The organism is Streptomyces atratus (genome assembly GCF_900119365.1).
Classification (GTDB): Bacteria; Actinomycetota; Actinomycetes; order Streptomycetales; family Streptomycetaceae; genus Streptomyces; species Streptomyces atratus_B.
In genome coordinates, this window is sequence record NZ_FPJO01000009.1 from 241,825 (window position 1) to 255,660 (window position 13,836).

At 70.8% G+C, this 13,836-nt stretch carries 10 protein-coding genes and 2 pseudogenes; 4 read left to right on the forward strand and 8 right to left on the reverse strand.

Annotated elements, in window-relative coordinates:
- Positions 1 to 8 precede the first annotated feature (8 nt).
- Positions 9 to 398 (forward strand): barstar family protein, encoded by a 390-nt coding sequence (locus tag BT364_RS18150; protein WP_072486218.1) that lies wholly within the window; start codon positions 9 to 11, stop codon positions 396 to 398.
- 97 nt (positions 399 to 495) lie between these two features.
- Here BT364_RS18150 and BT364_RS18155 read toward each other — a convergent pair whose 3' ends face one another.
- Positions 496 to 2,883 (reverse strand): M9 family metallopeptidase, encoded by a 2,388-nt coding sequence (locus BT364_RS18155; protein WP_072486219.1) that lies wholly within the window; start codon positions 2,881 to 2,883, stop codon positions 496 to 498.
- A gap of 336 nt (positions 2,884 to 3,219) precedes the next feature.
- On the opposite strand from BT364_RS18155, the gene BT364_RS18160 reads away from it, so the two are divergent.
- Complete coding sequence (locus BT364_RS18160; RefSeq protein WP_107408250.1) at positions 3,220 to 4,698, forward strand: aminopeptidase P family protein; 1,479 nt, start codon at positions 3,220 to 3,222, stop codon at positions 4,696 to 4,698.
- A 75-nt stretch (positions 4,699 to 4,773) separates the two neighbouring features.
- Here the strand turns inward: BT364_RS18160 and BT364_RS18165 are convergent, their stop codons facing one another.
- From BT364_RS18165 to BT364_RS18195, 7 genes are all read right to left on the reverse strand, one after another.
- The gene (locus BT364_RS18165; RefSeq protein WP_072486220.1) at positions 4,774 to 5,502 is read right to left on the reverse strand and encodes a GntR family transcriptional regulator; all 729 of its coding nucleotides are present in this window, start codon (positions 5,500 to 5,502) and stop codon (positions 4,774 to 4,776) included.
- An 88-nt stretch (positions 5,503 to 5,590) separates the two neighbouring features.
- Positions 5,591 to 6,535: an ornithine cyclodeaminase family protein gene (locus BT364_RS18170; protein WP_256259984.1), complete on the reverse strand. Its 945-nt coding sequence runs from the start codon at positions 6,533 to 6,535 to the stop codon at positions 5,591 to 5,593.
- A complete protein-coding gene (locus tag BT364_RS18175; protein WP_072486222.1) occupies positions 6,532 to 7,533 on the reverse strand; it encodes a proline racemase family protein in 1,002 nt (333 codons plus the stop codon). The genes BT364_RS18170 and BT364_RS18175 overlap by 4 nt, the downstream gene beginning before the upstream one ends.
- Positions 7,534 to 7,665: 132 nt before the next feature.
- The gene (locus BT364_RS18180) at positions 7,666 to 8,574 is read right to left on the reverse strand and encodes a dihydrodipicolinate synthase family protein (RefSeq protein WP_072486223.1); all 909 of its coding nucleotides are present in this window, start codon (positions 8,572 to 8,574) and stop codon (positions 7,666 to 7,668) included.
- Positions 8,575 to 8,750: 176 nt separating this feature from the next.
- Positions 8,751 to 10,217, reverse strand: a complete 1,467-nt coding sequence (locus tag BT364_RS18185; protein ID WP_072486224.1) for an FAD/NAD(P)-dependent oxidoreductase — start codon at positions 10,215 to 10,217, stop codon at positions 8,751 to 8,753.
- Positions 10,198 to 10,524, reverse strand: coding sequence for a (2Fe-2S)-binding protein (locus BT364_RS18190; RefSeq protein ID WP_072486225.1), 327 nt, complete (start codon positions 10,522 to 10,524; stop codon positions 10,198 to 10,200). Before BT364_RS18190 ends, BT364_RS18185 begins: the two co-directional genes overlap by 20 nt.
- A 40-nt stretch (positions 10,525 to 10,564) precedes the next feature.
- Entirely contained in the window at positions 10,565 to 11,731 is a 1,167-nt protein-coding gene (locus tag BT364_RS18195; RefSeq protein ID WP_072486226.1) for an NAD(P)/FAD-dependent oxidoreductase, read from the reverse strand.
- A gap of 157 nt (positions 11,732 to 11,888) precedes the next feature.
- Here BT364_RS18195 and BT364_RS44580 point away from each other — a divergent pair.
- Positions 11,889 to 12,335 (forward strand): annotated as a pseudogene (locus BT364_RS44580) (alpha-mannosidase); the annotation flags it as partial.
- A pseudogene (locus tag BT364_RS18200) lies at positions 12,335 to 13,810 on the forward strand (alpha-mannosidase); the annotation flags it as partial. The pseudogenes BT364_RS44580 and BT364_RS18200, both read left to right, overlap by 1 nt.
- Positions 13,811 to 13,836 lie beyond the last annotated feature (26 nt).

A 13,836-nucleotide genomic window follows, 5' to 3' on the forward strand; every position in this document is an offset into this window, starting at 1 on the left:
TCCCTTCCATGACCGTGACCTATGTGATCGACGGCTCCCGGGTCACCGGCCTGGAACGCTTCTGGGAAGTGATCGGCGAGGCCGTGAACGGCCCCGGCGGGTACTTCGGCCGCAACCTCGACGCCCTCGCGGACTGCCTGGGCGGCGGGATGGGCACCCCGGACGACGGCGACTTCGTCTTCGAGTGGCGGGACCACACGCTCTCCGCACGGGCCCTGGGTCACGAGGAGACGGCCCGCCATCTGCGGCGACGCCTGGAGCGGGTGCATCCCACCAACCGGCCCGCGATGCAGGAGCGGCTCGACGAGGCCCTGGCCGGTCGGGGGCCGACGCTCTTCGACCTGATCGTGGAGATCCTGGCGGACGGCGCGACGCCCGGCACGCTGCGGCTGTCGTGAGCCCCGGGCCGCGTCCGGCGGACGCGGCCCGGGGGACGGCACCGGCCGGCCGAGCGGATCAACACTCGGCCGGCCGATGCCATGGGGGTCGTAGGGATCAGAACTCGGTGGTGACCTTGGCGCCGTCGAACTGCTCGGTGCCGTAGAGGCTGATGAAGTGGTAGCCCGGCGCCGGGTTGTTGACGGTCAGGGTGTGCTCGTTGCCCGCCCCGACGGACTTGTCGGTGTTGACCTTGGTGGTCGCCCATTCCTTGTCGCTGTAGTAGAGGTCGGCGTCACCCGTGCCGCCGGAGGCGGTGATCTTCAACTGGGTGGTGCCGGCCGGGATGACGACGGCCAGGTAGGCGTAGTCGCCCTTGACGGCCTTCAGCTCGCTGCGCATGCAGTTCTTGCCCAGCATCCGGGTGTCGGCATCCTTGCACTCGGTGATCTCACCGGGCGGGTTGGTGGACCCGCTGCCGCAGGCACCGGCCGCACAGGCCTCCAGCCAGGTGTTCCAGTCGGTGTCGTAACGGTTGCCGATGGTCGAGGTGAGCAGGGTGCGGGCGCCGTCCCAGTCGCCCTTGCGGTAGAGGCCGAGCAGGGTGTCGACGTCGGCGCGGTGGGATTCGAGCATGTAACGGACGGCCAGGTAGCCCCAGTTGTACACGCGGGTCTGGTCGGCGTTCTCGTAGGTGGTGTCGAACAGGGTGCTCAGGGGGTAGGTGCGGTTCGCGGCCTGGGCGATGGCGGCCTCGTAGTCGAGCTTGCGGTACGAGTAGGAGACGAACTCCGCGAAGCCCTCGACCCACCAGACGGTCGGCGTGGTCATTCCGGCGGCGAAGTCGCCGTACATGTTGAAGCGGCCGTCGAGGTAGTGGGTGTACTCGTGGTTGAGGTTCCAGATCTGGAAGTCGGGGCGGGCCCACTCGGCCTCGTAGGCGATGAACCGGGGCTGGTTGCCCTCGACCTTGGGGTCGCCCTCCAGGTACATGCCGCCGTTGTTGGTGTCGATGCCGAAGATCACTCCGGCGTAGGTCTGGTAGTCGGCGCTGGAGTCGAAGGCCACGACCTCGATGGTCTTGTTGTTGTCGTCGGCGACCGCACCGTTGTCCCGGGCCACCTCGTGGAAATAGGCGTCCTGGTTACGCAGGCTGGTACAGCTGGCTTCGAGCTCCTCCGCGACCATGTCCTGCGCCCGGATGGTGATGCTGTCGCTACAGGTGTGCTTCACCGGCAGGACGGCCTTCTCGAGACGCTCCGCGAGGTTGCAGGCGTCGTACTTCGCGCAGTTGTCCTTGTCGTAGGCGTCGACCATCTTGGCCAGGTTGACCCAGAGCGGGGCGGTGGGGCCGTCGATGGAGCTCTTGCCCATCAGATCGATCGCCAGCGGGCTCGCCTTGTCGCGCAGCGAGTCATCCTTGAGGAAGCGGCCGAGCTCGAGCCCCGCGTTGGCGGCCAGGAACGAATTCTTGGTGCCCAGCAGGTCGAGGTGGTTCGCGGCGAAGTCGCGCAGCGAGGTCAGCACACCGGAATCGGCCTCGATGGCGCTGATGAACTCCGGCACCTGGTGACCGCGGAACATGACCGTGTACACGCTGTTCACGGCGTTGACCATGTACCACGAGTCGTTGTACGACTCGTCGTAGTCGGCCAGCATCTTCTTGACGATGTTCAGGTAGCGGGCGTTCTCCACGGCGCTGTCGACCAGGATGATCGCCTCGGACAGGCTCTCGCCGTTGGCGTCGGTGACGTCGAAGGCGTGCGAGGAGCCGAAGAAGCCGTCGAGCGCGCCCTGGATGGCGGTGCGCAGGCGCGGCCCGTACTCCCCGACGGTGTCGGGGTCGTAGTACTGCACGTAGTAGCCGGCCCGGAGGAAGAGGATCAGCTGCGGCATGCCTGTGGTGCTGTCACCGGGGTAGGAGGCCGACGCGTCGCGCATCGCATCGGCGATGGTGACCATCTGGTCCTCACGGAAGGCGTTGTAGCCGTCCTGGCCCTGGATACGGAACAGTGTGTTGACACAGTCGGTGGTCGCCGCCTTGACCTTCTCGACCAGGGCGCCTCCGGTGTTGTTGGTGAAATCGGTGATGTTGCACTCGGCCGCAGCCGTGCCGGACTTCTTGGCGCGGGCCCGCTTCTCGGCCTTCATCGAAGGTGCCTGGTGGCTCGGAAGCGCGGTGGCCGGGTCGTCGTAGTCCCGCTTGAGCGCGTCCTTGGACGCGGACAGCGGCGGCCGGTCGGCGGCCTTGAGCGACTTGCGTTCGACGTGAGCGGCATCGTCGGCGGGTGCCGTCAGCGCCTCGGCGGTGGGGCCACCGGGGTCCTCGGTCCGGGGTTCCGCCCGCTTCTGGGCGGCGTCCGAGAAGTGGGGGGTCACGGTCGACACGGCGGGGCGTTGCTCGACGGCCTGGCTCGGTGCCGTGAACAGGCCCACGCCCAGGCATGCTGCCAGGACCGCAGTGGACAATCCGGTTATTTTTTGCCGAACCCTCAGGTTCTTCACGTGCCGCCTCCAGCGGAGTGGTGACCGCGCGACAGGGCGCGGTTGTGGGGGAATGCAAGAGGTCGGTGCCGGACCGGATCTGAGGTGCACTCACGTCGTGACATGAGCACGGCTCCTTTCCCCTTGCGCGCTGTACAATGGCACATGTCACATGTTCTTTGGAACCCCTCTCACGCACATTCATCTGCGCGACAACTTCTCGTCGCAGCAACGGATATGACACGCGGCCCCGAACGCACCGGCCGCCACCACCGGTTTCCCGACCACCGCACCACCGTGTCCCCGGAGAGCCGGAATTCCGGCCCCGCCCCCGGTCCCACAGAGCCCCGAGGAGCAATGTCCGTGTCCCGTTCCTTCTCCGCGCCCCGCACCGGCAGCCACGATCTGCCGGTGTCACCCGCCCTGGACGCCTTCATGGGCACCGGGTGGGCCAAGTCCCCACTGCCGACGGACCTTCGTGCCCCCTCCATCGACGCCACCCCCGCCCGCCGGGCCCGGCTGGCCGCCCGCTTCCCCGGCGAGCGCCTGATCATCCCGGCGGGCGCGCTCGCGGTCCGCTCCAACGACACCGACCACCGCTTCCGGCCGCACACCGGCTACGCCTGGCTCACCGGCCTCACCGGCGAGGACCAGGCCGGCCATGTCCTCGTCCTGGAACCGGACGGCGACGAGCGCCACGAGGCGGTGCTGTATCTGCGGCCCCGGTCACCGCGCACCGGCCAGGAGTTCTACCGTGACCGCAGATACGGGGAGTTCTGGGTCGGCCGCAGGCCCGACCTGGCGGAGGCAGCCCGGCTGACCGGCATCCGCTGCGCGCATCTGGATGCCTGGGAGAAGCTGCTGACCGGGCCGCAGCCACCGGTTTGGGTACTGGGCGGCGTGGACCCGTCCGTCGACGAACTCCTGCGTTCCCGCCGGCCGTTCCCGCTCGGACGGTCGGCGCCGGCCGGACTCGAAGCGGTGCTCAGCGAACTCCGGCTCGTCAAGGACCCCTGGGAGACCGGGCAGTTGCAACAGGCCGTCGATGCGACGACAGCGGGTTTCGAGGACGTGGTGCGAAGCCTGCCGCAGGCGCTGCGGCACCCGCGCGGCGAGCGCTGGATCGAAGGCGTCTTCGATCTCCGGGCCCGGCTGGAGGGAAACGGTCCGGGCTACTCCACGATCGCCGCCGCCGGGGCGCACGCCTGTGTCCTGCACTGGATCCGCAATGACGGACCGCTGGCACCCGACCAGTTGCTGCTCCTGGACGCCGGGGTGGAGACCGACTCGCTCTACACGGCCGACATCACCCGCACCCTGCCACTTTCCGGCCGCTTCTCACCCGTACAGCGAACGGTCTACGAGCTGGTGCTGGCGGCACAGGACGCGGGCATCGCGGCCCTGCGCCCGGGGGCACGATTCCGTGACTTCCACATGGCGGCCATGCGGGTCATCGCCGAAGGGCTGCACGAGTGGGGCGTGCTGCGGATGCCGGCGGACGAGGCGCTCGACGCGGACAACGGCTTCTACCGCCGGTACACGCTCTGCAGCAGCGGCCACATGCTCGGCATGGACGTGCACGACTGTGCGCAGGCGCGTGCGGAAACCTATCTGGACGGGTGCCTGGAGGCCGGTCAGGTGCTGACCGTGGAGCCCGGGCTCTACCTCCAGCCCGACGACGAGACGCTGCCCCGGTCGCTGCGCGGAATCGGGGTGCGGATCGAGGACGACCTCGTCATCACGGCCGACGGCGCTCGCCTCATGTCGTCCGCGCTGCCGCGCACCGCCGACGGCATCGAGGAGTGGATGGCCGCGCTGCTGGAGACCGGGACCTGAGAGCCTCTTCAACGGCCGCCCGGTGGGCGGCCGTTGAAGGACCGGTCGTGCGGCGGCTGCAGGGCGAGCCGTGGATCAGGCCTCTGCGGCCGGCATCCTCACGCTTCTGATCCGCCTGCCTCCGGCGCCCGTGTCATCGGGTTCGTCCTCGGCCCAGAGGTTCCTGACATGTGACATATGGCCCAGCATGCACCGCTCCGCGTCCTCCGCGTTCCCCGCGATCAAGAGGTCGAGCAACTGGCCGTGCTCCTCCGCCGACTGGACCAACAGCCCGGTTTCGTCGAGCCGGTTCAGCCCGAACAGACGCGACCGCTTGCGCAGATTGCTGACCTCCTCCACCAAGCGGCGGTTTCCCGCCAGGCCCAGCAGTTCGAGATGGAAGCGGCGGTCGGCCTCCAGGTAGCCGAGGATGTCGTGCTCGGCGGCGGCTGCGACGATCGCCTGGGCGAGTGGCCGTAGCGCCTCCAGCTCCTTGGTCCTGCCCATCCGGGCGATGCGGCCGACGGTGGGAACCTCGATCATGACCCGCAGCTCGGTGAAGTCGTCGAGATCCTGCTCGGTCAACTCTGTTATCCGGAAGCCCTTGTTGCGTACCGCTTCGACCAGGCCCTCGCGAGCCAGGTCGAGCATGGCCTCACGGACCGGGGTGGCGGACACCCCGAAGTCCGCGGCGAGAGCGGGAGCGGAGTAGATCATTCCCGGACGGAGCTCCCCTGCGATCAGGGCCGCCCTGAGGGCGTTTGCCACCCGGTCACGCAAATGCTCCTGCGCGGAGATGGCGTTGAGCGTCGTCAGGCGGGCCATATCTGTTCCTCCAGCGCCGTGCGGGGCCTCAGAATACAATGTCACGTTTCCGCCAGGGCCCGTCGTTCCGAGGCTGTGGACAACTCGTTCAAGGCGCCGGATTCCGGTGCACCGCCGCGGCCACGGCGAGGTCTTCCCAGCCCATGCCGACGCTCTTGAAGAACCGGGGGCCCTCGAAATCGGACAGCTTTTCGCGGAGGTTGCGACCGGTCACCAGCTCGGCGAGGTTGCCGTCGATGCCCTCGGCCCCGAAGGCCCCCTCCGCCAGCGGGATCAGCAGATCGCCCGCCTCCGCCAGCGCCGCCGCCCGTGATTCGACGACGACGGCGGAGCGCGCCACCAGCGCGGTGTCGACCTCGCGGGCGTCCGGGGTGTGCGAGCCGACCGCGACGACCGTCGCCCCGTCCGGCACGAGGGAACCGTCGAACAACGGGGTGGCGGAGGTGGTGCAGCAGAGCACCAGATCGGCCGTGGTGACGTCACCGGCACCGTGCCCCTGTCCCGCGCGGGCGTCCACCCCGATCCGCCGGGCGTGCTCGGCGAGCGCCTCGGCCCGGTCCGGATTGCGGCCGACCACGGTGACCCGCTCGACCTGGCGCTCCGCGAGCACCGCCGCCAGGTGCCCGTACGCCTGGGGACCCGTTCCGAAGAGCACCAGGTGGCGCACGACGGGCCCGGTGAGGTGGCGGATCGCCAGTGCGGACACGGCCGGCGTGCGCAGGGTGGTGAGCGCGGCCCCGTCCAGCAGGGCGAGCGGCAGCAGCGTGGCGGCGTCGAGCAGCAGATAGCTTCCGGTGATCCGGGGCAGGCCGCGCGCCGGGTTGTCCGGGGCGACCCCGGCGATCTTCACCCCGGTCACCTGCTGGGTGCTGGCGGGCATGATCAGCAGCTCCCCGCCCGGCACGGTGAGATGGTGCCGGGCGGGTGCCGTCTCCGGATCCAGACCCCCGCTCAGCGCCGACTCCAGTGCGTCCACGGCTCCGGTGGGTCCCAGGGCCTCGATGTCGTCGGCGCCGAGCAGGGGCAGGTTCACAGCAGGAATCCTTCGGGGAAGGGATCGGACGGGTTCAGGAAGAATTGTGCGGTACCGGTGATCCAGGCGCGGCCGGTGACGGTGGGGACCACGGCCGGCAGTCCGCCCACGGTGGTCTCCTGGACGATCCGTCCGGTGAACGAGGTGCCGATGAAGGACTCGTTCACGAAATCGGTGTCCAGGGGGAGTTCACCGCGTGCGTGCAGCTGCGCCATACGGGCCGAGGTGCCGGTCCCGCAGGGCGAGCGGTCGAACCAGCCGGGGTGGATGGCCATCGCGTGCCGGGAGTGGCGGGCGTCGGACCCGGGTGCGATGCACTGCACGTGCTTGAGGCCGTGGATGTTCGGGTCTACGGGATGGACGGGCCGGTCGGTGGCGTTGACCGCGTCCATGAGGGCGAGGCCGGCGGCCAGGATGTCGTCCTTGCGCGCCCGGTCGAAGGGCAGCCCGAGGTCGGACAGGTGAAGCATCGCGTAGAAGTTCCCACCGTAGGCGAGGTCGTAGCGCAGCTTCCCGTAGCCGGGTACGTCCACCGTCCGGTCGAGCGCGACGCTGAACGCCGGAACGTTGGTGAAGGTCACGGCGGTGGCGGCGCCGTCCGTCACCTGTACGTCGACGCTGACGAGCCCCGCCGGGGTGTCCAGTCGCACGGTGGTGACGGGTTCGGTGACCTCCACCATGCCGGTCTCCACCAGAACGGTCGCCACCCCGATGGTGCCGTGCCCGCACATCGGCAGAAAGCCGGAGACCTCTATGAAGAGGACGCCGTAGTCCGCGTCCGGCCGGGTGGGCGGCTGGAGGATCGCGCCGCTCATGGCGGCGTGGCCGCGCGGTTCGTACATGAGCAGGGTGCGTACGGCGTCCCGGTGCTCCTGGAAGTGGTTGCGCCGTTCGGCCATCGTGGCACCGGGGATGGTGCCGATGCCGCCGGTGATGACGCGGGTGGGCATGCCCTCGGTGTGCGAGTCGACGGCGTGGAAAATGTGACGTGTCTGCAAGGCTCCCCCTGATTGGTCACGGCGTACACGAAGAACGCGGGAACGGGACAGATCGGGATGGAACGGGATGGCCCGTACGTCCGGGCAGAGCCTGGCGCGGCTCCGCCCGGACGTACGGGCCGGGCGCCGCTCTCAGTGGCGACCGCCGGCGAGTGCCTTCTCCGTCGCGGCACGCACGGCGGCCTCGTCCTCGGCGGGAAGCGGGAACCGCGGCGGTCGAGTACGGCCGCCGTGGCGTCCGGCGACGTCCATGGATGCCTTGATGGCCTGGACGAACTCGGGCTTCGAGTCCCACCGCAGCAGCGGGTGCAGCTCCCGGTACAGCGGCAGCGCGGTTGCCATGTCACCGGTGACAGCGGCCCGGTACAGGTCCACGCAGCTGGACGGCAGCATGTTCGGACAGCCGGCGATCCACCCGACGGCGCCGGCGAGCGCCAGCTCCAGCAGTACGTCGTCGGCGCCCACGAGCACATCGAGACCGGGCGCCTGTTCGGCGATCTCGTACGCTCTGCGGACGTCGCCGCTGAACTCCTTGACGGCCACGATGCTGCCGTCCTGGTGAAGGCGGGCGAGCAGGCTCGGAGCCAGATCCACCTTGGTGTCGTACGGGTTGTTGTACGCGACGACCGGCACCCCGACTTCGGCCACCTCGGCGTAGTGGGCGCGCACCGCCTCGTCCTCGCAGCGGTATCCGTTGGGCGGCAGGAGCAGTACGGAACCGGCGCCCGCCTCGGCGGCCTGTTCCGTCCAGCGCCGTGATTCCGCGCTGCCGTAGGCGGAGACGCCCGGCATGACGCGGCTGCCGTCGCCCGCGGCTTCGACGGCGACCCGGACCACCTGCTCGCGTTCGCTGTCGGTCAGGGTCTGGTACTCCCCCAGTGAGCCGTTGGGCACCACTCCGTCACAGCCCGCCTCGATGAGCTGCCGCACATGGGTGGCGTAGGCGTCGTAGTCGATGGTGCAGTCGTCGCGGAGGGTGACCGGGGTGGCGACCATGACCCCGTGCCAGGGGCGGGTGCGCGGGTGGGTGTTCGTCTGCATCGTGACTCCTTGAGAGAGATGTGACATGTCATGGTGTGGCGGTACGCGGACGACAGTTGGCGAACGCGGCGTTCTGGTGTGCGGGAACCCGAACCGGCGGGCCGTCGGGCTCCGGGGCAGGACTGGCTGCGAGGGGCTGGTTGCGAGGGGTCCGACCGCGAGGGCTGGTGGCCGGGCTACCCGGGGTCGGCCAGGTCGGCGAGCGTGGAGAGCTTCACGGGGCAGGCCAGCGGGCGCCGGTCGGGCCCGCCCGGGTCCTGCCCGGCGCCGTGCACGGCGGCGAGTTCACGGACGGCGAATCCACACGTCCGGCCCTGGCACCACCCCATTCCGGCCCGGGTGAGCAGTTTGACGGTCCTGGTGTCACCGGCTCCCAGCTCCTCGCAGGCGCTACGGATCCGGCCCGCGGTGACCTCTTCGCAGCGGCAGACCTCCGTATCGCCGGTCAGCCACTCGATCCACCCGGCGCCCGGCCGGTGCACGGCCCCCATCAGCGCGGCGAAGGCCCGCAGCCGGCGCCGGGAGCGTCGCAGCGCGACCGCTCTGCGCGCCTCCTGCCGCCGCACCCCGCCCCGCGCCTCGCGAATGATCGACAGCGCCGCCAACTCACCTTCGTAGAGGGCGAGTTCTACGCCTCCGACGCCTCCGGTCTCACCGGCCGCCCAGACGCCGGGGACGGTGGTCCTGAGCTGCTCGTCAAGGGTGACGGCGTGCGTGCCGTCGGGGCCCGGACGCGTGGCGCAGCCGGCTGCCACGGCGAGTTCCAGCTGCGGCACGAGCCCGTGTCCCACGGCGAGCACGTCGCAGGCGATCCGGCGGCCGGTCCCCGCGACAGGGCGCCATCGACGGTCCACCCTGCTGACGGTCACCGCCTCCACCCGCTCGTCGCCGTGCACCTCGGTGACCGCCCGGTGTCCCAGCACCCGGACCCCGGCACGGGCCAGCGCCGCCCCGAACCGCGCCCCTTCCGCCGCCTTGCCGGGGTTGGCCGCCAGCACCCGCGGAGCACGGGCATACGCCCCGTACCCGGCGGCCTCGACGAGCGCCGGGACACTCGCCCCCGCACGCGTCAGCGAGAGTGCGACCGCCTGGAGGAGCGGACCGCTCCCCGCGACCACGATCCGGCGCCCCGGCAGCACCAGCCCGGACTTGAGCATGGCCTGGGCCCCCGCCGCACTCACCACCCCTGGAAGTGTCCAGCCCGGGAAGGGGAGTTGGCGCTCGTGGGCACCCGTCGCCAGGACCATGCGGCGGGCCCGGACAGCGGTGCGGGTCTCCTCGTCGCCCCCGGTGACCGCGTGCAGGATCCAGTCGCCGTCACCGGTTCTTTCGACCGTCCACACCTGGTGGCCGGTGAGATGGCGGATCGCGCCGGTGTCGCGGTGCGCGGCGAGTCGTGAGGAGAGTTCCGCGAAGGCACGCCAGTGGTGGTGAAGTGCCTCGGGCCGGGTGGCACCGAGCCCGTCCGCCGGGCTGCGGTAGTACTGCCCGCCGGGCGCGGTGGCCGCGTCCAGCAGAACCACGTCGAGCCCGTGGTCGGCGGCGGTGACGGCTGCGGCCAGGCCCGCCGGTCCCGCTCCCACCACGGCTATCGTGGCGCACCCGGTCTCCCGCGCCCGGTGGTCATCCGTCGAGTGCGGCATGCCCGTCGCCCTCCTGAGTGGTGATGACGTCGCCCGGCGCGGCGGGCAGCAGACAGGCACGCCGGTTGGGCCGGCCGTTGACGGTGGCCAGGCAGTCGTAGCAGGCGCCGATGCCGCAGAAGGCGCCGCGCGGCCGGTCGTGGACCCGGGTGGTGCGCCAGGTCAGGATGCCCGCCGACCAGAGTGCGGCGGCGATGGTCTGGCCCGGCAGTCCGCGGATCGGGCGGCCGTCGAAGGTCAGCCGGAACTCCGGTTCGGGCTCGGCCCCGACGAGTTCGGCGGGGGTGCGTGCACGGGTGCGTCTCACGGGGTCCTCTCCTGGGGCAAGGGTGCCCCGCTCTCCACCGTCATGGGACATGGCATGTGGCATCGAACCGGTCGGGGGCGAACGGTGCGAGGTCGAGTACGGGCCGCTTCCCCCGGATCGCTTCGGCGATCAGCAGTCCGGTCGCGGGCGCCAGCCCGATTCCGGCGCCCTCGTGGCCGCAGGCGTGGAAGAGCCCCGGTGCCCGGGGGTCCGGTCCGATCGCGGGCAGATGGTCGGGCAGGTAGGGGCGGAACCCGTGGTAGGCGCGCAGTACCCGCACATCGGCGAGCACGGGGAAGAGGTCGGCGGCCCGGGCCGCCAGCCGGGCGACCACCGGAACGGACAACGTCCGGTCGAAGCCGACCCGTTCGCGGCTCGCCCCGATGAGTACCGGACCCGAGGGTGTTCCCTCCACCACCGGGGAGGTCTGCAGCGCCGCCGACCCGCTCGACACGTCGGCCACGTACTCCGCCGCGTAGACCTTGTGCCGGATCAGCCGGGGCAGCGGTTCGGTGACGAGTACGAACCCCCTGCGCGGCAGGACCGGCAGGTTCACCCCGGCCAGTGCGGCAAGGTCGCCGCCCCAGGTGCCCCCCGCGTTGACGACTACAGGGGCCCGCAGTTCACCCCGGGTCGTCCGTACCCCGCACACGGCGCCCTCCCGGCTCCTGAGGATCCCCACCACCTCCTCCCCCGGACGGACAAGCGCACCGGCACGCGTGGCCGCACGCAACAACTCCGCAGCCGCCAGGGCCGGCTGGACCTGGGCGTCCTGCGGGTAGTGGCAGCCACCGGCCAGGTGCGGCGCGAGATGGGGTTCGAGTTCGCGCAGCCGGTCGGGGGTGAGGTGGTGCGCCTCGACGCCCTCCTCCCGCTGACCGGCGGCCGTCGCGGACAGAGTGGCCAGGGAGTCCTCGGACGCCGCGACGACCACGCCGCCCTTGAGTTCGTACTCGATGCCCTCGGGCAGCTCCTCGGACAGCTGCTGCCACAAGGAGGCGGAGAGCAGGGCCAGTTCCAGCTCCGGTCCCGGCACTTTGTCGGAGACCAGGAGGTTGCCCTCGCCGGCTCCGGTGGTGCCGCCGGCCACCGGCCCGCGGTCGACGACGGCTACGGAGAGTCCGGACCGGGAGGTGTAGTAGGCGCAGGCGGCGCCGACCATTCCGGCCCCGACGATGACGACATCCAGGGGGTGTCTCGTGAGCACGTCAGTAATATGTCACATTGCTCAAGGGTCGCCAAGGGTGCGGGCAGGGCCAGTTGATCTACCGTCACCCCCTCGTGCCACCCGCAGGGGTGCCGGGTCGGCCGCCGGGGAAGTGGAGCCATGGGCACCCCGTAGGCGCCGACTCCGAGGAGCCGTGATGCACGACGACCGCACCCTGGTCGAGGACCGCCTCGAACGGGCCCTTCACCAGTTCATCCGCCCCGCCCAGTACCCGGACCGGACCCCGCTCGCGCTCTCCGTCCGGCACGTCCCCGGCGAACCCGTTCCCGTGGCACAGGTCCTCCGGGAGCCGTTCGAGCCGTTCAGTACCGGCACCGAGTGGGGGAAGCCCTGGTCCACCAGCTGGTTCCGGCTGGAGGGGACCGTGCCGGCACGGTGGGCGGGGCGGCGGGTCGAGGTGGTCGTCGATCCCGGGTTCTCCGGTCAGGGGCCGGGCTTCCAGGCCGAGGGCATGCTGTACGACCCCGCGGGCGTCCCCATCAAGGGCATCCATCCGCGCAATCGCCATCTGACACTGGCCTCCCCGGCGGCGGGCGGCGAGCCGGTGTCGCTGCTGCTGGAGGCGGCGGCCAACCCGTGCGTGCCACGGCGGCGACGCTGCGCAGCCCCGCCCACCTCTATGCCTATCCGTACGAGGCGCTGGACCGGCTGTGGAAGACGGTGCTGCTGCACCAGTTCCATGACATCCTGCCCGGCTCGTCGATCGCCTGGGTGCATCGCGAGGCCCGCGAGACATACGAGCGGGTGCAAGCGGAACTGGCGGATCTGGTGGCGGACGCGGTGGCCGCGCTGGGTGCGCCCGGGGGGCTGGTGGCGCTCAACTCCTCTCCGTACCAACGCCGTCAGGTGGTCGAGCTGGACGCGGAGGCGAGCGCGCTGCTGCCTTCCGGCGCGCAGGTGCAGCGCCTGGGTGACGGTCGCACGGTGGTGGAGGCCGACGTACCCGGACTCGGCTCAGGGCCGTTGAACGGCTCGACGGTGCCGGAGCACCCGGTCACCGCGACCGGTTCGGCGGGCGAGGGTCTCGTACTCGACAACGGGCTGTTGCGGTTGGTGGTCGACGGCGACGGGCTGATCGCCTCCGTGCGCGATCTCGCCGCCGGGCGGGACGTCCTCGCCCCCGGCCACCGGGCCAACCTCCTCCAGCTGCACCCGGACCACCCCAACCACTGGGACGCCTGGGACATCGACCGGCACTACCGCCGCACCCGGACCGATCTCACCGGAGCCGACTCCGTCGAGCTGGTGGAGGAGGGGCCGTTGCGGGCGGCGGTCCGTGTGCTGCGGTCCTTCGGGCAGTCACATGTCACGCAGGAGGTCCGGCTGACCGCGGACAGCCGGCGGATCGACATCGAGACCGAGATCGACTGGCGTGAGTCGGAGAAGGTCCTCAAGGTGGCATTCCCGCTCGATGTGCATGCCGAACGGTCCACGTCCGAGATCCAGTTCGGCCACATCCACCGCCCCACGCACGACAACACCGGCTGGGACGCGGCCCGTTTCGAGATCTGCGCCCATCGCTGGCTCCGGGTCGCCGAGCCGGGGTACGGCGTGACCTTGCTCAACGACTCGACGTACGGACACGAGGTGACCCGGACCCCGCACGGCTCGGGTCTCGGCACGACCGTACGTCTCACGCTGCTGCGCGCTCCGCACAGCCCCGACCCGGAGACGGACCTGGGCCGGCACCGGTTCGGTTACGCACTGGCACCGGGTGGCGCGATCACGGACTCGGTACGGGAGGGGCTCGCGCTCAACCTGCCGTTGCGGGCGGCCGTGGCGCCCGTGCTGCCGTCGCTGGTCGAGACGGGGCATCCGGCGGTCACGGTGGAGTCGGTGAAGCTCGCCGAGGACCGGAGCGGAGATGTGATCGTGCGGCTGTACGAGTCGGCGGGCGGCCGTGCCGGAACCACGCTGCGGGTCGGGTTCCCCGTCGTGCGGGCCCGGGTCACCGATCTGCTGGAACGGCCGCTGCACGAGGCGGACACCGACGAGCACGGACTCGTACTGTCGTTGCGGCCGTTCCAGATCCTGACACTGCGACTGACCCCGGCGTGACGGTCCGGGCCGCTCCGGGCGACTCG

What these genes read in the sequence shown, in the direction of transcription:
- BT364_RS18165 (WP_072486220.1), bottom strand. Translation starts at nt 5,502, where the DNA reads ATGGCCCGCCTGACGACGCTCAACGCCATCTCCGCGCAGGAGCATTTG.
- BT364_RS18150 (WP_072486218.1), top strand. Translation starts at nt 9, where the DNA reads ATGACCGTGACCTATGTGATCGACGGCTCCCGGGTCACCGGCCTGGAA.
- BT364_RS18160 (WP_107408250.1), top strand. Translation starts at nt 3,220, where the DNA reads ATGTCCGTGTCCCGTTCCTTCTCCGCGCCCCGCACCGGCAGCCACGAT.
- BT364_RS18185 (WP_072486224.1), bottom strand. Translation starts at nt 10,217, where the DNA reads ATGCCGCACTCGACGGATGACCACCGGGCGCGGGAGACCGGGTGCGCC.
- BT364_RS18180 (WP_072486223.1), bottom strand. Translation starts at nt 8,574, where the DNA reads ATGCAGACGAACACCCACCCGCGCACCCGCCCCTGGCACGGGGTCATG.